The organism is Sphingobium sp. TB-6 (assembly GCF_012927365.1).
Classification (GTDB): Bacteria; Pseudomonadota; Alphaproteobacteria; order Sphingomonadales; family Sphingomonadaceae; genus Sphingobium.
The window spans coordinates 85,552-107,836 of the sequence record NZ_JABBGL010000001.1; the positions used below are offsets into that span (position 1 = coordinate 85,552).

General features: G+C 62.0%; 19 protein-coding genes and 1 pseudogene. 12 read left to right on the forward strand and 8 right to left on the reverse strand.

From position 1 onward, the window contains the following. Positions 1–39: 39 nt before the first annotated feature. The 5 genes from HHL26_RS00355 to HHL26_RS00375 all read right to left on the reverse strand — a co-directional run bounded on the left by HHL26_RS00355 (position 40) and on the right by HHL26_RS00375 (position 4,449). Positions 40–1,800, reverse strand: coding sequence for a fatty acyl-AMP ligase (locus HHL26_RS00355; protein ID WP_169575644.1), 1,761 nt, complete (start codon positions 1,798–1,800; stop codon positions 40–42). Positions 1,801–1,824: 24 nt separating this feature from the next. Then, on the reverse strand, positions 1,825–2,691 hold the full coding sequence (locus HHL26_RS00360; RefSeq protein WP_066563570.1) for a cyclopropane-fatty-acyl-phospholipid synthase family protein: 867 nt from the start codon (positions 2,689–2,691) through the stop codon (positions 1,825–1,827). After that, on the reverse strand, positions 2,688–2,990 hold the full coding sequence (locus HHL26_RS00365; RefSeq protein ID WP_169575645.1) for an acyl carrier protein: 303 nt from the start codon (positions 2,988–2,990) through the stop codon (positions 2,688–2,690). The genes HHL26_RS00360 and HHL26_RS00365 overlap by 4 nt, the downstream gene beginning before the upstream one ends. After that, positions 2,990–3,781: an acyl-homoserine-lactone synthase gene (locus tag HHL26_RS00370; RefSeq protein ID WP_169575646.1), complete on the reverse strand. Its 792-nt coding sequence runs from the start codon at positions 3,779–3,781 to the stop codon at positions 2,990–2,992. The genes HHL26_RS00365 and HHL26_RS00370 overlap by 1 nt, the downstream gene beginning before the upstream one ends. 119 nt (positions 3,782–3,900) lie before the next feature. Continuing rightward, positions 3,901–4,449, reverse strand: a complete 549-nt coding sequence (locus HHL26_RS00375) for a hypothetical protein (protein WP_066563557.1) — start codon at positions 4,447–4,449, stop codon at positions 3,901–3,903. A gap of 192 nt (positions 4,450–4,641) precedes the next feature. Here HHL26_RS00375 and HHL26_RS00380 point away from each other — a divergent pair, with 192 nt between their 5' ends. From HHL26_RS00380 to HHL26_RS00390, 3 genes are all read left to right on the forward strand, one after another. After that, positions 4,642–5,934 (forward strand): cytochrome P450, encoded by a 1,293-nt coding sequence (locus HHL26_RS00380; protein WP_169575647.1) that lies wholly within the window; start codon positions 4,642–4,644, stop codon positions 5,932–5,934. Positions 5,935–6,047: 113 nt separating this feature from the next. Then, positions 6,048–8,222, forward strand: coding sequence for a TonB-dependent receptor (locus tag HHL26_RS00385; RefSeq protein WP_169575648.1), 2,175 nt, complete (start codon positions 6,048–6,050; stop codon positions 8,220–8,222). 102 nt (positions 8,223–8,324) lie between these two features. After that, positions 8,325–10,499, forward strand: a complete 2,175-nt coding sequence (locus HHL26_RS00390; RefSeq protein WP_240962241.1) for an EAL domain-containing protein — start codon at positions 8,325–8,327, stop codon at positions 10,497–10,499. A gap of 132 nt (positions 10,500–10,631) precedes the next feature. On the opposite strand, the gene HHL26_RS00395 is transcribed toward HHL26_RS00390, so the two are convergent. After that, positions 10,632–11,483, reverse strand: coding sequence for an SDR family oxidoreductase (locus HHL26_RS00395; protein ID WP_169575649.1), 852 nt, complete (start codon positions 11,481–11,483; stop codon positions 10,632–10,634). Between the two features lie 61 nt (positions 11,484–11,544). Here HHL26_RS00395 and HHL26_RS24130 point away from each other — a divergent pair. Together HHL26_RS24130 and HHL26_RS24135 are read left to right on the forward strand one after the other, a co-directional pair. Beyond that, positions 11,545–11,886, forward strand: a pseudogene (locus tag HHL26_RS24130) (cation transporter); the annotation flags it as partial. A 51-nt stretch (positions 11,887–11,937) separates the two neighbouring features. Next, positions 11,938–12,258, forward strand: a complete 321-nt coding sequence (locus HHL26_RS24135) for a helix-turn-helix domain-containing protein (RefSeq protein WP_240962283.1) — start codon at positions 11,938–11,940, stop codon at positions 12,256–12,258. 79 nt (positions 12,259–12,337) lie between these two features. On the opposite strand, the gene HHL26_RS00405 is transcribed toward HHL26_RS24135, so the two are convergent. Further along, on the reverse strand, positions 12,338–13,144 hold the full coding sequence (locus HHL26_RS00405; protein WP_169575651.1) for an SDR family oxidoreductase: 807 nt from the start codon (positions 13,142–13,144) through the stop codon (positions 12,338–12,340). 385 nt (positions 13,145–13,529) lie between these two features. Between HHL26_RS00405 and HHL26_RS00410 the strand changes: the two genes are divergently transcribed. From HHL26_RS00410 to HHL26_RS00440, 7 genes are all read left to right on the forward strand, one after another. Further along, positions 13,530–15,323 (forward strand): acyl-CoA dehydrogenase, encoded by a 1,794-nt coding sequence (locus HHL26_RS00410; protein WP_206377291.1) that lies wholly within the window; start codon positions 13,530–13,532, stop codon positions 15,321–15,323. Positions 15,324–15,371: 48 nt separating this feature from the next. Continuing rightward, positions 15,372–16,184 (forward strand): enoyl-CoA hydratase-related protein, encoded by an 813-nt coding sequence (locus HHL26_RS00415; RefSeq protein ID WP_240962242.1) that lies wholly within the window; start codon positions 15,372–15,374, stop codon positions 16,182–16,184. Positions 16,185–16,284: 100 nt separating this feature from the next. Continuing rightward, the gene (locus HHL26_RS00420) at positions 16,285–17,343 is read left to right on the forward strand and encodes an alpha/beta hydrolase (RefSeq protein ID WP_169575654.1); all 1,059 of its coding nucleotides are present in this window, start codon (positions 16,285–16,287) and stop codon (positions 17,341–17,343) included. A 225-nt stretch (positions 17,344–17,568) separates the two neighbouring features. Then, positions 17,569–18,603: an alpha/beta hydrolase gene (locus tag HHL26_RS00425; protein WP_169575655.1), complete on the forward strand. Its 1,035-nt coding sequence runs from the start codon at positions 17,569–17,571 to the stop codon at positions 18,601–18,603. Between the two features lie 66 nt (positions 18,604–18,669). After that, positions 18,670–19,467: a class II aldolase/adducin family protein gene (locus HHL26_RS00430; RefSeq protein ID WP_169575656.1), complete on the forward strand. Its 798-nt coding sequence runs from the start codon at positions 18,670–18,672 to the stop codon at positions 19,465–19,467. 66 nt (positions 19,468–19,533) lie between these two features. Continuing rightward, complete coding sequence (locus tag HHL26_RS00435; protein WP_169575657.1) at positions 19,534–20,133, forward strand: phosphohydrolase; 600 nt, start codon at positions 19,534–19,536, stop codon at positions 20,131–20,133. Between the two features lie 20 nt (positions 20,134–20,153). Further along, positions 20,154–21,005, forward strand: a complete 852-nt coding sequence (locus tag HHL26_RS00440) for an alpha/beta hydrolase (protein WP_169575658.1) — start codon at positions 20,154–20,156, stop codon at positions 21,003–21,005. Positions 21,006–21,139: 134 nt separating this feature from the next. Here HHL26_RS00440 and HHL26_RS00445 read toward each other — a convergent pair whose 3' ends face one another. Further along, positions 21,140–22,264 (reverse strand): helix-turn-helix domain-containing protein, encoded by a 1,125-nt coding sequence (locus tag HHL26_RS00445; RefSeq protein WP_169575659.1) that lies wholly within the window; start codon positions 22,262–22,264, stop codon positions 21,140–21,142. Between the last annotated feature and the right edge of the window lie 21 nt (positions 22,265–22,285).

The window sequence follows — 22,285 nt, forward strand, 5'->3', positions numbered from 1 at the left end:
GAGTCCGGCATCCCCAAATGGTTTTTCGCTCGGCCGATCTCAGCCCGCGGCCGAAGCCTTTTGCCGGGATGGCTGAAAGGCCTGCGCCAACGGTCCCGCCATGCCGATGATGGTGAGATTCCCGTCCATCAGCATCCTGCCGGCCTGTTTCCGCTGCACCTTGCCGCTGGTCGTGCGGGGAATCGCGCTGGCGGACACCATCACCAGATCGGTGATGCTCAGCTCCAGCCGCTCCATGGCGATAGCGCGCAATTTGCCGGCGGTTTCCTGCAACATCTCGTCGGACAGGGACCGGGCCTCGTCCCGCTTCATCTCCGCGATCAGGACGATGTGCTGCATGTCACCGATCTCGATCTCGACGGCGGCGGCGCTGGCCTGGCCGACCGTTCCGGACAGTTCCGACCATATATGTTCGACATCGCTGGGCGCATAGTTGCGACCGCGCACGATGATCGTGTCCTTGAGACGGCTGACGATGAAAAAGCCCTCCGGCGTGGAAAAGCCAAGGTCGCCCGTTCGGAGGAACGGGCCGCCCTCATCCAGCCGCCCGCCGAAGGTCGCCTCCGTCGCCGCTTCATTGTCGATATAGCCCACCGCGATATGCGGGCCTCGCAGCCAGATTTCGCCCACTGCGCCATCGGGCAGCGGTTCGCCCGTCTTGGGATCGACGATACGTGCCTCCGCCCCTGCCATGGCTGGGCCGCAGCAGGCGAGGTCGAGTCCTTCGGCGCTTTCCTCCGCCCGCCCGGCGGCCAAGGCGCGGCTGTCATAGGTTCTGACGACCGGCTCGCTTTGCGGCGGCACCGCGATCGTCACCAGCGTCGATTCCGCCAGCCCATAGCAGGGCAGGAAGGCGCGCTTGTCGAAACCGGCATCGGCAAAGCATTCGGCAAAACGGTCGAGCGTGCTGGGCCGGACCCGCTCCGCGCCGTTGAAGGCGACCCGCCAGCTCGACAGGTCCAGTTCCGGCATGCCCCGGCGCGTGGCATAGTCGACGCACAGGTCATAGCCGAAATTCGGGCCGCCGCTGGTATGGGCGCGATAGCGGGAAATGAGGTGCAGCCACGACATCGGCTTGTTGATGAACGCCGCGGGCGAGGTGATCACGCAGGTCGAGCCCAGGAACAGCGGCTGCAATATATTACCGAACAGCCCCTGGTCGTGATAATGCGGCACCCAGCCGACGAAATGGGAATCTTGGCTGTGGCCGAAGGCGGCCTGGATCATCGTCTCATTGGCGATGATGTTGCCATGGGTGATCATCACCCCCTTGGGGTTCGACGTGGTGCCGGAGGTGAACTGGAGCACGGCAAGCTGATCCGGCTTCAGCGGCATAGACGTGAAGGGATGCGCCTCCTGCCCCAGCGCGGAAAATTCCAGATAACGCATGGTGCCGGGAAGCGCGGCGGACAGTTCCTGCCCGAACAGGCCTGCCATGCTGTCGTCCAGCATGATGCAATCGGGCCGGATGTCGCCCAGCATGCTCAGGATATTCTGCAACCTTGCCCGCCGTCGCCCGACCGGCGCGACTGGAATGGCGACGCCGCCCACCGCAAGGCAGGCCAGCAGCGCAAGCGCGAAATCGGTGCCCGCCGAGAAGAGCAGGGCGATCCGGCGACCGGCCAGTCCCCGCGCCGACAGGGCGCCGGCAAGCTGCCTGACCCGAGCCGCAGTTTGCGCATAGGTCAAGCTGTCCTGCGGCCCTTCGCCCAGGTCGAATATCAGCGCGGGCCGATCCGGAACGGTATTTTCATGGCCAAGGACGATGTCGATTATCGATCGACTAAAGTCTATCTGCATCTTTTTGCGAACCCGATGATCTTGTTATTCCGCCGCGAAGGCTATCCGAAGCAATCCGATCTTGCGCATGCGGAAACCGGCGGCCGACATGCGCAGATAGCGGGAATATTTCTCGACCGGATGGATGTCCGGATCGACCACGCCGCTTCTCACCGCGCCGCGCAGCTTGTTGCTCCACATTTCGCAGGTGCGCGCATAGTCCAGCCCGTCGTCGCGCAGCCTTTCGATGCGGAACAGCCCCTTGGACGCGACAACGATATCCTCCAGCGTGGGTAGCTCCGCCGCCGGGAAAATCTCGTTCGAGATGAAGGGATTGGCATCCTCCGGCGACATCTTGCCATAGGCGATGGTCTGGAGCGAAAGCCGTCCCTTGCCCGCCGTCCAGTCGCGGCAGGCCTGGAAGAACTCGCGATACACCCCCCGGCGCTCGTCCACGCTTTGTTGCGGATGGGCGAAATGTTCGAACGCGCCGACGGAAATGATCGCGTCGAACGGCTTGTCGGGGCGATAGTCATGCCAGTTGGACAGGACCGCGCCGATGCCCGGATCGCCCAGCCCTTCTATATAGGCGAGCTGCTCCTCGCTGAGCGTCAGTCCGACGCATTCGGCAACGCCATAGTTGCGCCGCAGATTGCGCATCATGCCGCCCCAGCCGCAGCCCACGTCCAATATCCGCATGCCGCCCGCCGCGCCGACCGACTCCGCATGATAGGCGAGCTTGCGCTGCTGCGCCTCTTCCAGCGGCGCGTCCTTGGGCAATCCGTCCCACATCGCGCTGGAATAGGTCATGGTGGGGTCCAGCCAGGCCGAATAGAAGTCGTTGCCGACATCATAATGGTGGCGGATGGCGGCGGCCGAGCCGCCATATTCGATCTGTTCGTCCTGGATCATTGCGCGGCGGAGCCCTGTTGCGCCGCCATGTCGTTGACCGCCGAGGCGATGCCCGCCGCCGCGTCGCGGATCGCCTCCGCTTCGAACAGCAGTTCCAGCGGCAGTTCGTCGGGCAGGTTCAGCCAGTTTTCCAGTTCCACCATCAGCGAAATCGCCTTGGCGGAATCGATGCCGAAACTGTCGAACGGCGCGTCCGCCGACACGGCCTCGGGCGCCACATTCACTATTTCAGCGATGCGCGCCACGATCCACGCTTCGATCTCCTCTGCTGTCGCTTGTCGAATAAGGTCGAAATTCATCAATGCCCCCCTGCAGACAATCGGGTTGTCCCGAAACTGCCATAATAACCATCCGCCTGCGTCGTGGCGGATGGGTGTGTGACGGAACCGATCTCCGGCTGGGCCGCGATCTTTTGCAGTTCCGGATTCTCGCGCGCCAGCCGGGCTGCCGCGACATGCACGCTCTCCTCCCCTGGAAGGAGGTCGTCGATGGTGATGTGCGACGGCCTGGGCAGACCCCACATCTGGCGCATCTCGTCCAGCGCGGCCTGAGATACCTCGACCTCATAGGCGACCGCCTCCCCCTGGCCATAGTCCATGGCCGATCCGAGCAGGGTCAGCTTCCAGCCCACGCCATAACAAAAGCTGAGCATGCGGACATCGGTGAAGCCGACGCAGCGGTCGATCCCGGCCTCATAGGCTAGTTCCAGCGGCGCGATCATGCACGCGGCCTTCCGTCGCAGATTGTGGCGGCGCATGCCCCGTTCAATGCAGAATCCCCGGCTCAGTTCCCAGGTGCGCCCGTCATCGATCGGGCGGATTCCGGCCGGCAGGACGTGCGAAAAATGGTCGAGCAGCATGGAACAATCGTCCGTGGGGCGGAAACGCAGCCCCATGACGACCCGGTTCTCGGTCGAAAACCCTATGATGTTGCTCGCGCGCGCATCATCATATTCATCATATTCCAACCCGTCCTTGACCTTGAGATCCCAGCCAAGCTGGTTGACGAACACCTCCGCGCGGGCCTGGTGCAAATCTCTGATCTCGTCCTGGTAAAGTGCGGAATTGTTCTTCGAAATCAGATGAATCAAATCCGTTCGTCTCCCGCATGCAGCGGCTGCGCCTCTAGCATATTATGCTGGGGAGGTCATCGGAAAGTTGCAGGCCGCAATTCATCGGCCCGGCAAAAAATCCAATCGGCAAAGGGGGCTTAGGCGGCCTGCTTGCGCTGGGCGCGCTGAACATGGACTTTCACTGCCTGCACGGAACGGTCCAGAGCCTCCGCAATATCGAGATCGCACCATCCCGCCTGCCGCTGGTGGAGGCAGAAAAGCTCGGTTTCGGTGAGCGACGGGGCGGCCAGATCGTCCTGCGCGTCCAGCAGGGCGATGCCCCGGCACAGGTACAGCGTGGCCATGGCGTGCAGGTTCGCCCGCTCTTGCCCGCTTTCCAGCGTGCTGAGCAGCCGGATTTCGACCTCATATCGCTTCTCGTCCCATCCGGTGATGGGAAAGCAGAGCCGCGGCAGCTTCTCTGGCTGTGCGATCGGCCCGCACCAGCCGGTTTCACCGAACAGGAAGCGCCGGGTTTCGCCGTCGACTTCATAACAGGCATGGCTGGCGGCCTGCAGGCCCAGCGCCTGGCTGAAGCGCGTCACCAGGCTGTCGATAGTGAGGGTGGTGTCGACGCCCGCGATGAAATCGGCCGCGGTGGTCGAACTTCCGGCGCGAAGCTGGAGGCTGGGTATATATTCGCTCATGGTTCCTCACGCGACAACTGCCTGCCACCATGCCGCGCAGGTCTTAAAAGCGGGTTAAGCGGACCCTCCGACGGTCCGCTTCCTCTTTGCGGCAGAGCGAGCCCTGAGCGCGTTGTCGAGCGACAGGTGCTTGACATGGCAGAGGAAAGGCAAAAGGTCGGTTAGCGAAGAGACATTAACGATGGGGACAACATGCGGCCGACCTACCGAACCGAACCTTCTGCCGATCATGCGGTCGATGAATGGCTGGCCTCCCATGGTGAGGATCAGGCCGCGCCCGTCATAGCGGGCGATACGAGCCGCCCGAACCTCTATTCGCGGGCGAGCTGGGAACCGCTGTTCAGGCAGATGCGCGAATCCGCGCCGCTGAACCGGGTGGAGGGAACCGCCTATGGCGACTATTGGAATGTCTGCAGCCATGCGCTGGTGAGCGAGGTGGAGGGGAAGCCCGATCTTTTTTCCTCCTCCTGGAAATATGGCGGCATCACCATCGCCGACCCCGCGCCGGGCGAGGAATTTCAGCTACCCATGTTCATCGCCATGGACGAACCCGAACATAGTGCGCAGCGCAAGACCGTGGCGCCGGCCTTCACCCCGGCGCATATCGCGGAACTCGCGGTAAAGCTGCGCGCGCATACAGGGGCGGTGCTGGACAGCCTGCCCATGGGCAGCCGTTTCGACTGGGTCGAAAAGGTGTCGATCGAGCTCGCCACCAGCATGCTGGCGACGATATTGGGTTTCCCCTGGGAGGACCGGCATCTGCTGACCTTCTGGTCCGACTGGGCCGGACATATGGAGGCGGCGCGTATCCCGGAACTGTTTCAGGTCCGGCGGGAGGTGCTCACCGAAATGGCGACCTATTTCCACCTTCTCTGGGAAGAGCGGCGCGCCAGCCCGGAGGGGGTCGACCTGCTGGGGATGATGATCCGCAGCGACAGCATGTCGGAAATGGGGCCGATGGAATTCATCGGCAATCTCGCTTTGCTGATCGTCGGCGGCAACGACACCACCCGCACCAGCATGTCCGCCGCCATATTGGGGCTGGACCGCTTTCCCGATGAGCGGGCGAAGCTGATCGCGGACGAGAGCCTGTTGCCCAATGCGGTCCAGGAAATCATCCGCTGGCATACGCCGATCGCCCATATGCGACGTACGGCGACCGCCGATTGCGAACTGGCCGGACAAAGGATCGCGGCCGGTGACAAGCTGGCGCTCTGGTATATTTCCGCCAATCGCGACGAAGCCGTCTTTCCCGATGCCGACCGGCTGGACCTGTCGCGCGCCAATGCCAGGCGTCATCTGTCCTTCGGCCATGGCATCCATCGCTGCGTCGGTGCCCGCCTGGCGGAATTGCAGCTTCGCATCCTGCTCGAAGAATTGATGAAGCGGCGGCTGCAGGTGAATGTGGTGGGCGATGTGCGCCGCGTCCATGCGAATTTCGTAAACGGCTTCCGGCATATCGAGGTTGAACTGACCCCTTATTGACGGTCCGCCAGGCCCGTCCGATCCGGAGAAGCACGTAGAGAGAGTTTAACCACCAGTTTACCAAGGCCGTCTAAAGGGAGAGGCATTCGAAAATATAACGGAAAACATGGGTCATGCATAATAGGGGTTATAACCGGCGTTGGAAGTGGAGGCTTCTGGCCTCGGCAGTGGTGGGAATGGCGTCGTCCGGCGCTGCATGGGGGCAGGTCCGGAATGATGCGGACATCATGGTGACGGCGCGCAAGGTGTCGGAGCCGCTGCTCAAGGCGCCGGTGTCCGTGACCAGCATTTCTGGCGACACGATTGTCGCGGCGGGCCTGCAGGGCATCACCGATTTGACTCGCGTCGCGCCCAACGTCGATATCAGCGGCGGCATTGCCGGCCAGTTGCAGGGCCAGATCTCCATTCGCGGCATTTCCACGCTGGTTCGCAATATCGGGCTGGAAACCGGCGTCGGCATCTATGTGGACGGCGTCTATGTGGGGCGGCCGGAAAATTTTGTTCAGCATCTGCTGGACATCGACCGGGTCGAGATCGCGCGCGGTCCGCAGGGAACCGAATATGGCAAGAACACCATTGCCGGCGTAATCAATGTTCAGACCAAGCAGCCTGACGCCGATCCCGGCCTGTCTGTCCGGTTCGATGCAGGCAATTATGATTATCGCCGCGGCGAGGCGGTGCTGGGCGCGCGCCTCAACGACCGGTTTTCGGTACGCGGCGCGATAGCCTATGCCCGGCAGGACGGCTTCTACAAGCATCTCTCAGGCGGGCAGGACGCCGGATCGACCGACCTGCTCACCTGGCGCCTGTCCGCCAAATTCGCGCCGACCGACCAATTGTCCTTCGTCGCGCGCTGGGATGGCCTGCGGGACCGTGGCGTCCCGGCCTTCTTCCAGGCCGATGCGCTGGCCGGCTATCCGGCGGATTTTCCGTCGAGGGAGCCGCTGCATATCAACAACAACCTCCCCAATCGGCTCCACCGCGACAGCCAGGGAATTTCGCTGACCGGCGAATGGACGTCCGATGCGATCTCGCTGACCTCCATCACCGCCTACCGGGATTCCTCCTATGATGCGTCGCTGGACGACGATCAGGAACAGGTGGACTTCGTTTCGGCGGATAATTTCAGCGACGATTCGCATTTCTTCAGCCAGGAACTGCGGCTGGCCGGCGAAGCCGGCAAGCTCCGCTATTTGCTGGGCGCCTATTATTTCGACCAGATGGTGCATACCGACCGGGGATTGGGGCTGGGCCTCGACTTGCTCGCGCCGTTTGGCATATCGGTGTCGCCGGTGTTGACCACCAGGGGCAGCGTCAAGACCGAAAGCGGCGCGTTGTTCGGGCGGCTCGATTATCAACTGACCGACCGCCTCTCCTTGTCGGCGGGCTTGCGCTATACGCGGGAGAAGAAACGCGCCCATTTCGTGCAGAACGACGTGACCGGCATCTTCCCCTTTCTGGGCTTCCCGAACCTGACGTTCGACGGGCATTCGACGGACAACGACATGTCCCCGAGTGCCAGCCTGTCCTACGAGGTCGTATCCAACGCCAATGTCTATGCGCGCGTCTCCCGAGGGTTCAAGAGCGCGGCTTATAATATCGACATCGCCTCTTCTCTCAGCGGCCTGACCGCCAGCCCCGAAAAGGCGACCAGCTATGAGATTGGCCTGAAGGCGTTGACGCTGGACAAGCGGCTGCGGCTGAACCTGGCGGCGTTCCATACGGATTATGACCGGTTGCAGGTGTCGCAGGTGCTGGGCAATGGATTGGCGCTGACCAATGCCGGCCGCGCGCAGATCGAGGGCGTGGAGGGCGAACTGTCGCTGCAGCTCTCTTCCCGGCTGCGGCTGGAGGGGAATGCCGCCGTTCTGGACGCGCATTATAAGAAGTTCGACAATTGCGGCGTGCCCGCATCGGTCGGCGGTGGCAGCATGGACTGCGCGGGCAACGACCTGGTGCTGGCGCCTCATTTTTCGGGCTATGGCGCCGTCAGCTACGAGGTTCCGGTAACCTTCGGAACGATCTTCGCCCGGGCGGACGTGGACCATCGCTCGACCGTCTTTTTCGAGCCGACCAATTCCGACAGCTTCAAATCCGGTCCGCGCACTCTGGTTAATCTGCGCCTCGGCCTGCGCCACGGCAAATGGGATATCGCCGCCTGGGTCAGGAATCTGACCGACAAGATCTACAAGACCTATGCGGATGATCGATCCGGATTGGGTGTATTTAGAACGGCGGCTTATAGCGCGCCCCGCACCTATGGCGTCAGCCTTTCCTCGACATTTTGAACATGCTGCGCGGCGGCCCATGGGACGGGCCATTAATCAAATCTTAGCCAGCAGATGGTGAATAATTCGTGGCGCGATTGGCGCCGGGACAGCGGGAGTGGGATGGCGGACCAGATTTCATCGCGGTCACCTGATGAATGGGAAGACAGGCAAGACCCGATGGATGGCGACCAGCAGATTCTGGCGTCGGCTGGCGTTTTGCGATGCGTGGTGGACGGCAATGGCCTGCTTCACGCGGATCCCGCTGCGGCGTACCGTTTCGGCCTTATGGATTCGCAGCCGCTGTTTCACTGGCTTCGCGGCGTTCGCGGCATATTGCGCAGGCCGGTCTTCCAGTTCATCCGTGCGGTCCGGAAGGGGCAGGAGGCCGAGGCGGCCCTGACGCTGAACGGGGATGATGGCGGCCTGAAAAATGTTCGGGTCATTGCGCGGACACGGGGCACCCCCCTGGGTTGGACGGCCGTCGATCTGGTGGTGGTCGACGTTACGATTGAGCATGCGGAAATCGAACTGCTTCGGCGCAGCATGGAAAATCTGCGTCTCATCGTCGAATATAATCCGCAGCTTCCCTGGATTGCCGATGCGGAAGGCCGGATCATCGACTTCACCGATCGCTGGCTGGAAAATACCGGCCTTGAGCGGGACGAAGCGGAAGGGTCCGGCTGGCTTTCGGCTACCCATCCCGACGATATCGAGCCGGTGACCCAGCGCGTCGCCCATTCCCACGCCACCGGCGAACCCTTTGATGTGCGCGTGCGCCTGATGGTCAACGACCAATATCGCTGGATGCGGGCGCAGGCCTATCCCCGGCGCGATGATTCAGGCCGGATCATCCGCTGGTACGGCTATACCGAGGATATCCATGAAAGCGTGCTGATCGAGGAGCAGATACGCTGGAATGCCGAGCATGATTCGCTGACGGAACTGCCCAATCGGGCGATGTTCAACGCCTGTCTGGACAAGGCGCTGGCCAAGGCGCTGACCGACTTCAAGAAGGTCGGCGTGTTCCTGCTGGACATCGACAATTTCAAGGACGTCAACGACCTGATGGGTCATCATGCCGGTGACGAGCTGTTGAAGAGTTTCGCCGCCCGGCTAAGGGATATCTTCGCTGGCGATGCGGTGGTGGCGCGGCTGGGCGGCGACGAATTCGCCATATTGATCGAGAATGTCGAAAGCCGGCAGCAGCTTGCCGACCTTGCCAACCGCGTCCTTACCATTCGCGAGACCTTTTTCGCTGCGGGCCGGTCGCTCGAATGCCGGGTTAGCATCGGCGTCGCGACCTTTCCCGACGATGGGCGCGTCGCGACGGAGCTTCTTCGCCATGCGGACCTGGCGCTTTATCGCGCCAAGTCGCTGGGACGCGGGCGCATGCAGATGTTCGAGCAGTCGCTGCTGGAGGACATGCAGGAACGCGTGGCCATGATCAACCGGGCCAGGACCGCCGTGCGCGACGGCACGATCATCAGCTATTATCAGCCCAAAGTGTCGTTGCAGACCGGCGAGCTGGTCGGGTTCGAAGCGCTGCTGCGGTGGCGCGACAGTTGCGGCACCATCCGCTCGCCCGCCGAAATCTATGCGGCGTTCGACGATCATGACGTGGCCGACATGATCGGCCAGACGATGACCAGCCAGGTATTTGCCGACATGGCCGCCTGGCGCGCGCGCGGCCTGCCGGTGGGGCATGTCGCGATCAACGTGTCTTCGGCCGAACTGCGGCGGGAACGCTTTGCCGGACGCCTGATCGAGACGATGGACCGGTTTTCCATCGAGCCGCATGCGATCGAGATCGAGATCACGGAAGGCGTTTTCCTGGGCGCGGGATCGGACACTGTGCGCCGGTCGATCGATGAGCTGCATCGGTGCCACATCCCCCTGGCGCTGGACGATTTCGGAACCGGCTTCGCGTCGCTTTCCCACCTGCGGTCCTTGCCGATCAGCACGTTGAAGATCGACCGCTCCTTCGTCAGCGGGGTGACGGCGCGCGAAAGCGACGCCGCCATCGTGTCGGCGCTGATCACGCTGGGACGCGCGTTGAACATGAAGGTCGTGGCCGAGGGGGTCGAGGAAGCGGACCAGTCGATCAAGCTCAAGGCGCTGGGCTGCGACTATGCCCAGGGCTTCTATTTCAGTAGGCCGGCGCCTTCGGAGAATATCCCCGCGCTGATCCAGTCCTGGAACGAGAACAGCGCCATCGTCACCCTGAACCGGCGCGCCGCGTCCTGGCCCTTGCGCGGGACGCGGGGCGAAGGCCGGACGGACTCGCTGACTGCCTGAGAGGAGGCGCTATACCGGTGTGCCTGATTCGATGCGTGAGAACCGCCCCTAAAAACACCGTCATGCTGAACTTGTTTCAGCATGACGGGTGCCAAGCGACATCGACATCCGTCCGGCTAATCCCCACGCATCCTATCCATTGACAATCGTCCCGCCATTGGGATGCAGCACCTGCCCCGACATGTAGCTGGCGTCGTCGCACGCCAGGAAGAGGAAGGAGGGGGCGACCTCATTGGGCTGGCCCGGCCGGCCCATGGGCGTATTCTCCCCGAAATGCTCCAGCTTCTCCGGGCGCGCCCCGCCGCTGGGGTTGAGCGGGGTCCAGATCGGCCCCGGCGCGACGGCGTTCACCCTGATGCCGTCGCCAACCAGATTTTCGGACAGCGACCGGGTGAAGGCGGTGATCGCGCCCTTGGTGCTGGAATAGTCGAGCAGTTCCTTCGACCCCTGATACATGGTGACGGAGGTGCAGTTGACGATCGCCGCCCCGCGCTTCAGATGAGGGCGGACCGCTTGCGTCAGGAAGAACATGGCGAAGATGTTGGTCTGGAAGGTGCGGCGTAGCTGTTCCTCGCTGATGTCGGTGATGTCGCTGTCGGGATGCTGCTCGCCCGCATTGTTGACGAGGATGTCGATCCGCCCGAATTGCTCGACCACCTGGGCCACGGCCCGCCGGCAGAAGCCCCGGTCGCCCAGGTCGCCCGCCATGGTGAGCGCCCGCCGTCCTTCCGCCCGGACGATCCGGGCGGTCTTTTCCGCGTCGTCATGTTCGCAGAGGTAGAAGATCGCAACATCGGCCCCTTCGCGGGCATAGAGCGCCGCGACCGCCCGCCCGATCCCGCTGTCGCCGCCGGTGACGATCGCCACCTTGCCCGCCAACCTGCCGGAGCCGGGATAGCGCGGTTCCCATTCGGGCTTGGGCTCCAGCCGGCTTTCATGGCCGGGCAGGCCATCCTCATGGATCATCTCTTCGGTCGCGGGCATCGCAAATCTCCTTTCCCGAAGAACTCATCGCCCGCCGGGGAGTTCATCGGGACGAGTCCGGTCCTCCATGCTGACGGAGGGGGTGCATTCGCTGGTCGACAGCGGCAACCAGTTGCTGCTGCTCTACGGCCAGGCGAGGGCGAAGAAGCCCGCCGACGCGGTCCATCCCTTCGGCTATGGGCGGGAGCTGTATTTTTGGGCCTTCGTCGTCGCGATCCTGATATTCGCGGTCGGCGCGGGCGTGTCCATCTATGAAGGCTGGCTCCATATCCGCCAGCCGGAGCCGCTGCGCGATCCGGCCGTCAATTACATCGTCTTTGGCATCGCCTTCCTGCTGGAGGGCACGTCCTGGACCATCGCCGTGCGGGAATTCGGGCACAAGCGCGGCCTGAGCAGTTGGTGGCACGAGCAACGCTATTACAGCAATTTCTCGCCCAGGCTCGACCATGGCGACATGGCCGTGCTGAAGGTCCAGCACTGGCTACAGGCGACCGGAGCGACCGATGCCCGGCTGGCGCGGCTGGCCGAGATAAGCGGGCTGGAGGAACGGACGTTACTGCGCCGGTTCATCAAGGTGACGGGCCTGACGAGTATCAACTATTGCCAGCGCCTGCGTGTGGCGAACGCTCAGGAATTGCGGCGATCGAGCGTGCTGCCGATCGACCGTATCGCGTGGGATGTGGGCTATGCCGACACGTCTTCGTTCCGAAAGCTGTTCGTGCGCATCGTCGGTCTTACTCCCGGAGAGTATCGACTGCGCTTCCGGGGACGATAAACATCATCGCGGACCGGAGGACCGTCCGATCGCGCAAGACATCGACCAACCTGTGATGCCTTGCGCGTGGAAGGCGGCCTTACTTCTTCAAGCCGTAGCGCGCGGCAGGCTCGGCATTGAACATGGATTGCAGGAGCGTTCCGCTCGCGCTGTCATAGGCTTCGAGGAGAGACAGGTCCGCCAGCGACGGCGCGATGACAGGCTCGCCCTGCTCCAGACCCGACATCACCGAGTCAACGCAATCTTCGGTCGTCATGACGATAGCGTCCGGCAGCGGGTCCAGCTCGGCGCCGCCCGCCACGTCCCATCCTTCGGAAACCACGGCGCCAGGCAGGATCAGCCGCACATTCACACCAGTGCCTTCGACTTCGTTCTGAAGATATTTCGTCAGGAGATACACATAGGCCTTGGTCGACGCATAAACAGGAATGCCGATGCCGGGGAAGGGCGCGAAACCCGCGCCGGAGCCGATGTTGATGAGCGTGCCCGCACCCCGCTCGGTAAAGCGCACGAGAGCGGCCTTCGACAAGGTCGTCAAAGCCGTGACGTTGAGGGCGATCATGTTGGCGATGACATCATCCGGTGTTTCGACCAGCGTCTTGATCGTGGAATAGCCGGCATTGTTCACCAGGAACGAAACCGAAGGATCGGCCGAAATGCGCTTAGAGACGGAGCCGACGCCCGCGGGATCGGAGAGGTCGGCGACCAGAACTTCAGCGCGAACCGAAAACCGGCTTTCCAGATCAGCCGCGATAGCGCGAAGCCGGTCTTCCCGCCGCGCGACGAGCACGAGATCATAGCCGCGCGAGGCAAGACGATCGGCGAAAAGCTTGCCGATACCCGAAGAAGCCCCGGTTACGATCGCTGTACCAAGATTCCCAGACAAATCGATTTCCTTTAGCACATGGAGGGATGATGAACGGGCAAGCGCCCAATTCTTAACCGCCGCAATATGCGTCCGGCCCAACCGGGACCATGACCAATACCCTCATGGACAAGGTGACATATATATTCACCCGCCCACGTAGCACCAGGTTCACCTTGCCAGATGTGATCGGTCTAACTCTGTGTGAATATTAGAATTCCCATTCCGCTCTCCTGCAATCAGCCTGTTCAATCTGCGCTCACGCGGACCCCGCGGCTTGAGCGAGATTGCGATGTTGCGGCTGCATCAAACCGTCCTAGCCGCCATGCCCAAAAGTCCTCAAGGTACAACCGCGCGCATGCCAATCGCGCCTCTTTCGCGCACCGCTTGGCTTCCAGGAGTTACCGTGAGCTACATCGTCGACCGTCATAATCTCGACTTTCTGCTGTTTGACATGTTCGATTTGGAGAAGGCGCATGCGTCCGGCCCCTTCGAAGGGCAGGACAGGGAGTTGATTTCACAGCTTCTGGATACGGCGCAGCGCATCGCTGAAGCCGAATATCTGCCTACGGCCGCCACGCTCGACGCCGTTCCACCGACCTTCGAGAATGGCGAAGCGGTCATGCCGGCCTATGTCGCTCGTGCGCTGAATGCCTATAGCGAGGCAGGTCTTTCGGCGCAGAGCTTTCCCGAGGAAGTCGGAGGGCTGGGCATGTCGCATACGGTCAGCATGACCGTCAACGGCATGTTCAGTGCCGCCAATGTCGCGATCGCCAATTACTTCCTGCTGACCGCGGCGGCGGCACGTCTCTTGCTGGCATTCGGCACGGAGGAGCAGAAGTCCCGCTACGCGTCACATATGATCGCGGGGCGCTGGATGGGCACGATGTGCCTGTCCGAACCGCAGGCGGGCTCGTCGCTGTCCGACATCACGACGCGGGCCGATCCCGTGGGCGACGGCTCCCATCATCTGCGCGGCACCAAGATATGGATCTCCGGCGGCGGCCACCGCATGAGCGAGAATATCGTTCATCTCGTTCTTGCCCGGCTTCCCGACGCGCCCGCCGGCGTCAAGGGCATCTCCTTGTTCCTCGTCCCGCAAAAGCGCCTCGACGAAGCAGGCCGGCCGGGAGAAGACAATAATGTGACGCTGGTCGGTCTGGCGCACAAGATGGGGCAGCGCGGAACGACCAACTGCCAGCTCAATTTCGGCGAGGACGGTGCTTCGGTCGGCTATCTGATCGGCAAGCCCAACCAGGGCCTGCACGCGATGTTCCACATGATGAACGAAGCGCGCATCGGTGTCGGGCATATCGCGACAATGTCGGGACTGATGGGCTATCTCTACTCGCTCGAATATGCGAACGAGCGCCTTCAGGGCCGCCGCATCGGCCAGAAGAATCCCGGCTCGCCCCAGATTCCGCTGATCGAGCATGTCGATATCCGGCGCATGCTGCTGGCGCAAAAGGCGGCGGTCGAAGGCGCGCTGGCGCTGTGCACCTATTGCGCGCTGCTGGTCGACGAGCAAAATGGCGGGGGCGAGTCGGATCACGCTGACGTCGCCCTGCTGCTTGAAGTGTTGACGCCGATCGTCAAGTCATGGCCGTCTGAACATTGCCTTGAGGCAAATAAATGGGCGATGCAAATATTGGGTGGCGCGGGATATACCAGCGATCATCCGGTAGAGCGCCTCTATCGCGACAATCGGCTCAACCATATCTACGAAGGCACGTTCGGCATTCAGGGCATCGACCTTCTGGGACGGAAAGTCCGTCTGGAGGAGGGGCGCGGCCTTGCCCTCCTGATCGAGCGCATCAAGGCCACGATCAGCGAAGCAGCGCACATCCCCGCGCTGTCCGGCCATGCGGCCAAGCTGACAGAAGCTCTCGTCTGGGTCACCGACGCCACCGCCGCGGCCCTGGCGGAGCCCGAAATGGAGCGCAGCCTTGCCAACGCGACGCTCTATCTCGATGCGACCGGGACGGTCGTCATCGGCTGGCTGTGGCTGTGGCAGGCAATGGTCGCCGTCCGCATGGAAGAAGGCGGTGCCACCAACAGGGCTTTTTATGAGGCCAAGCGCGCCACCTGCGACTATTTCTTCCGCTACCAACTGCCGCGCGCGCAGATCGACCTGGGGCTGGTGAATGCATTGGACGTCACCTGCCTCACCACGACCCCGGAGCAGATCCGCGCGGCCTAGGGATACGAGGCTCGGTTAGGTATGCGAGATAATCAAGAGGAGGATGGCTTGGGAAGCCGGAATACAGGAACGCCTGAACTGCTGTCGACGCTGGACCAAGGCATTTTGACGCTGACGCTCAACCGGCCGGAAGCGCGCAATGCCATGAGCGATCCGATGCTGGAAGCTATGGACCGCGAACTCGCATTTGCCGAAGGCAGTAACGAAGTGCGGTGCGTGGTTCTTCAGGGAAGTGGCCGTGCCTTCTGCGCCGGTGGCGACGTCAAGGCTATGGGAGAGAACCCTATAACGCCGTCCAAACTAGACGATCGCGTCGAGTATCAATGCGCCATTCAGCGCGCGACGTCGGGCAGGCTGGTCGCGATGGCCAAGCCCACCATGGCCATCATCCACGGCCCGGCTGCGGGTGCGGGTTTCGCGCTGGCGCTGGCTTGCGACCTCAGGGTCATGGCCCGCCCGGCTTTCCTGCTCACGGCGTTCGCGAGCGTCGCTTTGTCGGGGGATTTCGGCATCGGATATCTGCTCACCCGGCTCGTCGGGACGGCGCGGGCCAGAGAGATGATGTTCCTGCCCGAACGTATATCGAGCGACCGGGCGCTGGACATGGGGCTGACGAACTGGGTGTATGAAGCCGAAGACCTGCCCAAGCAGGCGGCCGTAATCGCCCGGCGCCTTGCGTCCGCTCCGCCCCAGGCGCTCGGCTATATGAAGGAGCATCTGAACAGGGCGCTGTCCTCCGAATTTGGCCCCTATATGGATCGTGAAGTGCGCTGCCATATCGATTGTTCGCAAACGGCGGACCATCTTGAGGGAGTCAGGGCTTTCGCGGAGAAGCGCGCGCCCCTTTTCAGCGGGCATTAGAGTGGCCGGGCATTCCACCAGTCATCCCAGGCCGCTTCCCCGGTCCCTTTTGCCCGATGGCATCCGGTCCCGCATCGTCAGCGGGGTCGGCGATCTTGACATGCATATTCTCGAAGCCGGTTTTGAAGAGGAGTATCGGCCCGCCATTCTTCTTCTGCATGGCTTTCCCGAACTGGCGTGGTGCTGGCGCAGGCTGATGCCGCTTCTGGCGGCGGCTGGTTATCATGTGATCGCGCCCGACCAGCGGGGTGTTGGCCGCACCACCCCTCAGCCGGACGCTTATCACACGGATCTGGAGCCTTATGCCACAGGCAATCTGGCGAAGGATATCTTCAACCTCGTCGAAGCACTCGATCTTTCTTCGATCGAGATGCTGATCGGCCATGATGCGGGTTCGATTGTCGCGGGCTTCTGCGCGCTCGCGCGGCCGGACATGATCCGCCGCCTCGTGCTTTCAGCATCGCCTTTCGGGGGCGCGCCCCCGAAAGGCGCCGCGCCGGCCGCGCCTTTCCTCGACCATCCGGTCCATGAGGAACTTGCGCGACTGCCGCAGCCGCGCAAACATTACCAAGCCTATTATTCAGGCCCAGACGCGAATAACGACATGTGGCATCCGCCACAGGGGATTCACCAGTTTCTGCGCGGCTACTATCATCAGAAAAGCGCCGACTGGGACGGGAGCAGGCCATCCCCGCTCAAGAGCTGGACCGGCGCAGACCTTGCCCGATTGCCGCATTATTATTGCATGCCGGCACAAAGCGGAATGGCGGAGATCGCCGCTGCCGTCATGCCCGACGCCAGGCAGGTGGCGGCGTGCACATGGCTGAGCGATGCTGATCTGGCGGTCGCCGCCGCCGAATTTGCCCGCACCGGGTTCCAGCCCGCGCTCAACTGGTATCGCAGCGCTCTGGCAGAAGGCATGACCAGCCGGGATATGTCGCCGTTTCACGGCCAGCGCCTCACCATGCCGGTGGCCTTCGTTGCCGGTAAGGTTGACTGGGGTCCATATCAGGCGCCGGGGTTGATGGAAATCATGCGGGACGGGCTGGCGGCGGACCCGGTTTCCATTCACTTTATCGACGGGGCCGGTCACTGGGTGCAGCAGGAACAACCGGAACGCTTTGCGGAGATCGTGCTTGCTCTCGCCAAGCTGTCATGATCCCGCCGAATTTCACGCGGTTGAAGGCGCTTTGCCGTAAATCGCGACCAGAGGGTTGCGAAGGCTGGTCATTGCCCCATGGCGTGCGGATGGCATGATTGGGACAGCAGTTCGCGCTGATAATCGGCCCGGTTCCAGGCGAGTCCATCGGTTCCTGTCCTGCTACACATGGATGGAGCCGTGCGCGCGATCGGGCGGAATGCGAAAAAAGCGGAGAGGCACAGAATGACAAAGCTCTTTAATGACCACCGGATCGATCCACGGATCAAAGCTATATTTGGCGAGTATGGGGCGCCGACTGCGCCCGACTTGCTCACGCGCGAAGAGGTGATCGCGTTCATGCACACTCCGGAGGCGCAGGAAGCTGTGGCAGCAGATGCCGACTTCTTCGCGGCGGCCGTGTGCGAAGAGTCCGCTCCATCCGCCGGCCTTGTCTACGAAACCAAGACGTTCATTTCGCAGCCGGACGGGAATGAAATCAAAATCCAGTATATCCGCCCCGAAGGCACGGACGTCCTGCCCTGTGTCTATTATATGCATGGCGGCGGTATGGCGTATCTGTCGGCCTTCGATCCCAACTACCGCGGATGGGGCAGCATCATCGCGGCGCAGGGCGTGGCGGTCGCGATGGTCGATTTCCGCAACAGCCTGCTTCCCTCGTCCGCTCCGGAAGTGGCTCCCTTTCCCGCCGGCCTGAACGACTGCGTCGCGGGCGTGAAATGGGTCCATGCGCATGCCGAGGAATTGAAGATCGATCCTGCCAGGATCACTCTCGCCGGCGAAAGCGGCGGCGGCAATCTCTCCCTGGCGACCGCGCTGAAGCTCAATCGCGATGGCGACATCGGCCTTATAAACGGCGTTTATTCGCTTTGCCCGTTTATCGCCGGTCAGTGGCCGCATCCCGACCATCCCTCATCCCACAATAATGAGGGCATCTTCATCAGCATCGGGAACAACCGTCTTACCTTGGCCTATGGTATCGAGGCGTTCGAGCGTCAGGATCCGCTGGCATGGCCCATCTTCGCGTCCGAAGCCGATCTCAAGGGCTTGCCGCAAACGGTCATCAGCGTGAACGAATGCGATCCCCTTCATGACGAAGGCGTCGCTTTCTATCGCAAGCTGCTGGCGGCCGGGGTGCCCGCGCGGTGTCGTTCCCTGATCGGGACGGTGCATGCGGTCGAGATTTTGCCGAGATGCGCGCCGGACATTAGCGCCAACACCGCCAACGACATCGCCTATCTTGCAAGGACGGGAAAGTGACAGGAAATCTGCTCGCCGCCGATGTCGATGGCCCGCTTCTCGATGGAATAGCTAAAGGAGATTGAAATGGCTGACGGTTCTTGGTCGCCGGCACCTTCATTAAGGAGCCAGGTAAGCGAGGCGGAGTGGCAGATGCGCGTCGATCTCGCCGCGCTCTACCGGCTTGTGGCTCTGCATGGCTGGGACGATATGGTCTATACCCATATATCGGCACGGCTGCCGGGGCCGGACCATCATTTCCTCATCAATCCCTATGGCATCTTCTTCGAGGAAATGACGGCGTCGTCGCTCGTGAAGGTCGATATGGACGGCCATGTCGTCCAGGATACGCACTACAAGGTCAATGCGGCGGGCTTCACCATCCACTCCGCGATCCATGGCGCGCGCGAAGATGTGAAGTTCGTGATGCACCTGCATACCGACCAGGGCATTGCCGTGTCGGCGCAGCAGGAAGGGTTGCTGCCGCTCAGCCAGACTGCGCTGGCCGTGCTCCCGGAACTTGCCTATCACGACTATGAAGGCATCGCGCTCGATTGGGACGAGCGCGAGCGGCTGGTCGCCGACCTTGGCAACAACGCAGCGATGCTGCTGCGCAATCACGGCACGTTGGCCGTTGGCCTGGACGCTGGCGATTGCTGGCGCACCATGTTCATCCTGGAACGGGCCTGCAAGATTCAGGTCATGGCGCTGACAGCGGGGCGCGACAAGGTGCTGATCGCACCCGAAAAGGCGCAGGAGACGGTGGCCGCCCAGATGGCTGCGCGCGGCCCGCTTCGACTGGAGGGCGGTCAATCCGCTTACGAGTTGATCTGGCCCGGTTGCCTGCGTCGCCTCCATCGCGAACTGCCGGGTTTCGATGCCTGACCGAATACATGCGCGATGGCGTTATCGCGCCATTGCGCATCCCGTCTGATACAAGAAAGTCTGATAATGTCCGACCCCAAGGAAATCGAAGGCGCCACCACCCATTTCACGCAAATGGCCGATTCCACCAAAGAGGACTGGGCGATCATCGATAGCCATTACAAGCCCTTCCACGCGGGACTGTCCAACCGGATCCTGACGCATCTGAAGCTGCTGGACGGTGATTTCGGCGGCTATCCCGTGGATCGGCTGGAACATAGCGTCCAGACCGCCACGCGCGCCTATCGGGCGGGAATGGACGAGGAATATGTCGTGTGCGCTCTGCTGCACGACATTGGCGACACGCTGGGTTCAGGCAATCATGCGGATCTCGCCGCGGCGATCCTGAAGCCCTATGTCTCGGAAAAGAACCACTGGATGGTGGAAAAGCACGCCATCTTCCAGGGCTATTATTTCTTCCATCATATCGGTGAAGACCAGCATATGCGGGACAAGTTCAGGGGGCACCCGCACTTTGAGTATACGGCGGATTTCTGTCACCTTTACGATCAGTCCGCCTTCGACGCCAATTACGACACCATGCCGCTCGAAGCGTTCGAACCGATGGTCCACCGGCTTTTCTCGACGATGCGATATTCGTTCTACAAAAGCCCGACCGCAGAATAATCGGCCGATAGCAGACAGACATGATCGAAACGCGTTGCGTCAGCCTGAATGGCCTTGAATTCACCGTCGACATTGCGGGTCACGGCAATGAGCAGACCGTTCTGCTGCTACATGGCTTTCCGGAATCGCGCTATATGTGGCATCCTCAGGTAGAGGCTCTGTCGGCCGCGGGATTTCGCGTCATAGCGCCCGACCAGCGGGGCTATTCCACGGGCGCGCGCCCCACAGAGCAGGATTCCTATCGCGTGGAACTCATCGTCCAGGATGCGGCGGACCTCATGCGGTCGCTGGGCATTGCTGACTTCCATCTGGTCGGACATGATTGGGGCGGGCAGATCGCGTGGTTGCTCGCGTCGGCTCATCCGGACAGGATTCGCACCCTGAGCATATTGTCGCGGCCCCATCCGGCGGCTTTCGCGCGGGCGATGGCGGAAGACCCGGAGCAGCCGGAGCGCTCACGCCATCACCGGTTCCTGAAGGATCCGGACGCCTATGCCCGGATGCGCATTGACGGGCTTCGCCCCTTGCGGGAGGCTTTGGAAACCCAGCATGTGCCGCCAGAGATCGCGGCGGTGCATATCGCCAAGCTTGCCGAGCCGGGCGGCGTGGAAGGCGCCATCAACTGGTATCGCGCCAGCGGCTTCACGGGTGCCGAGACACCCTCCATCGACCTGCCGACCCTCTACATCTGGGGCACCGAAGACGCGACGGTTGGGCGATATGCGGCGGAACTGACGTCCGACTATGTCACTGGACCGTTCCGGTTCGTGACCGTTGAAGGGGCGGGACATTTCATCGTCGATCAATGCCCCGACATCGTGTCGAATCTGCTGCTCGACCATATAAGGCAGGGCGCGGATAGTCCTGCCTAGAGCAGAATCCGACCCGATTGCATCGGATCGGCTGCTCTAGACCTTTGTTTTGCCGCGTTTTCCGAGTCAGCAGATGATTCTATCTGCTTAGAAAACGCTCCAGCAGGTCTGTCCGCACCAGCGCGCGCTCCGGTCTAGTTGTCACACAGGCGTCGTTGCAGCCGGTAGGCTGTCGGCGACATGCCGAGCCAGTCGAAGCAGGCGCGCCAGAGACTGCGGCGATCCGAAAAACCGAGATCGAACGCGATGTCGTCCAGATTGGCGTCGGTCGCCAGCAGGGTGCAGAGCTTCCGCATCCGGACTTCCCGGGAAAGTTCACGGAAACTCGTTCCTTCCTGCGTGAGCCGGCGCTGCAAGGTCGCTGCGCTCATCCCGAGCTTGCGGGCCGCGACACGCTGATTGGGAATTTCCTCCTGCATCAGCACGCGCAATTCATCGACGATCGAACTGGACGCATCCGAACGCACCGAGCGCGGCGATCTCTGCGCGATTTCCATGAAGACGGACGATTCGTGGAAGGAGAAGCTCTTGTAGCGACGCACGCCGAGCGGCAGGTCGAGAATTTCCTTGGGATAGACCATGGAGACGCCGGTTCCGTGCCTCCAACAACTGGTCGCAAGTCCGGTCAGAAGCGACTCGTCGCGATCGCCCAACAGGCTCGACAGCCTCGTGCGGACGGGTTCGATCCATTGGCCCGTGCCCCAGACCAGGACGCAATGAAACACCATCGCGATCAGCTCGACATAGATTTCGCCCCGTTCGGACAGATCATTCATCGCGTAGGTGATGTTAAGGCCGTCGGAGCCATAGCCAACCGATACCGTCATGCCGGAGGGAATGACCTGAACGAACTCGCAGAAGCGCTTCAGTCCTTCGCTCACCGAATCCATGTGGTTCACCGCGGTGAAGATCACGGTCCAACTGCCCTTCGGTAGTGGCCGGGGGGTGCACCCGTGTCCCTCATCGTCATATTTGTAAATTCCATCGACACACAGGTTCCAGAAATCCACACGCGAAATGCTCGCGGGCAGTTGGCCCAGCGCATCGCACAGCCCGGCTCCCGCCATCAGCGCGCGCGCCCGTTCCACGCCGAAAAATGTTTCGACATAATGTCTGGAAAGTTGTTCGGCGCCGAAATTACGGGCTGCGGTTGAAAACAGGACCGACCGGCTATCCTGCATCGCGCTGGGCCATGTCTGAGAGCCGAACATCGACGGATAGCCGCTTGAATCCTGAACTCGGCAGAGGTTCGCTTTCATATCCAGCCTCTCTGTTGGCGG

Coding starts and splice junctions, on each gene's coding strand:
- HHL26_RS00355 (WP_169575644.1), bottom strand. CDS start 1,800: ATGCAGATAGACTTTAGTCGATCGATAATCGACATCGTCCTTGGCCAT.
- HHL26_RS00360 (WP_066563570.1), bottom strand. CDS start 2,691: ATGATCCAGGACGAACAGATCGAATATGGCGGCTCGGCCGCCGCCATC.
- HHL26_RS00365 (WP_169575645.1), bottom strand. CDS start 2,990: ATGAATTTCGACCTTATTCGACAAGCGACAGCAGAGGAGATCGAAGCG.
- HHL26_RS00375 (WP_066563557.1), bottom strand. CDS start 4,449: ATGAGCGAATATATACCCAGCCTCCAGCTTCGCGCCGGAAGTTCGACC.
- HHL26_RS00380 (WP_169575647.1), top strand. CDS start 4,642: ATGCGGCCGACCTACCGAACCGAACCTTCTGCCGATCATGCGGTCGAT.
- HHL26_RS00385 (WP_169575648.1), top strand. CDS start 6,048: ATGCATAATAGGGGTTATAACCGGCGTTGGAAGTGGAGGCTTCTGGCC.
- HHL26_RS00390 (WP_240962241.1), top strand. CDS start 8,325: ATGGCGGACCAGATTTCATCGCGGTCACCTGATGAATGGGAAGACAGG.
- HHL26_RS00395 (WP_169575649.1), bottom strand. CDS start 11,483: ATGCCCGCGACCGAAGAGATGATCCATGAGGATGGCCTGCCCGGCCAT.
- HHL26_RS24135 (WP_240962283.1), top strand. CDS start 11,938: ATGGCCGTGCTGAAGGTCCAGCACTGGCTACAGGCGACCGGAGCGACC.
- HHL26_RS00420 (WP_169575654.1), top strand. CDS start 16,285: ATGCATATTCTCGAAGCCGGTTTTGAAGAGGAGTATCGGCCCGCCATT.
- HHL26_RS00425 (WP_169575655.1), top strand. CDS start 17,569: ATGACAAAGCTCTTTAATGACCACCGGATCGATCCACGGATCAAAGCT.
- HHL26_RS00430 (WP_169575656.1), top strand. CDS start 18,670: ATGGCTGACGGTTCTTGGTCGCCGGCACCTTCATTAAGGAGCCAGGTA.
- HHL26_RS00435 (WP_169575657.1), top strand. CDS start 19,534: ATGTCCGACCCCAAGGAAATCGAAGGCGCCACCACCCATTTCACGCAA.
- HHL26_RS00440 (WP_169575658.1), top strand. CDS start 20,154: ATGATCGAAACGCGTTGCGTCAGCCTGAATGGCCTTGAATTCACCGTC.
- HHL26_RS00445 (WP_169575659.1), bottom strand. CDS start 22,264: ATGAAAGCGAACCTCTGCCGAGTTCAGGATTCAAGCGGCTATCCGTCG.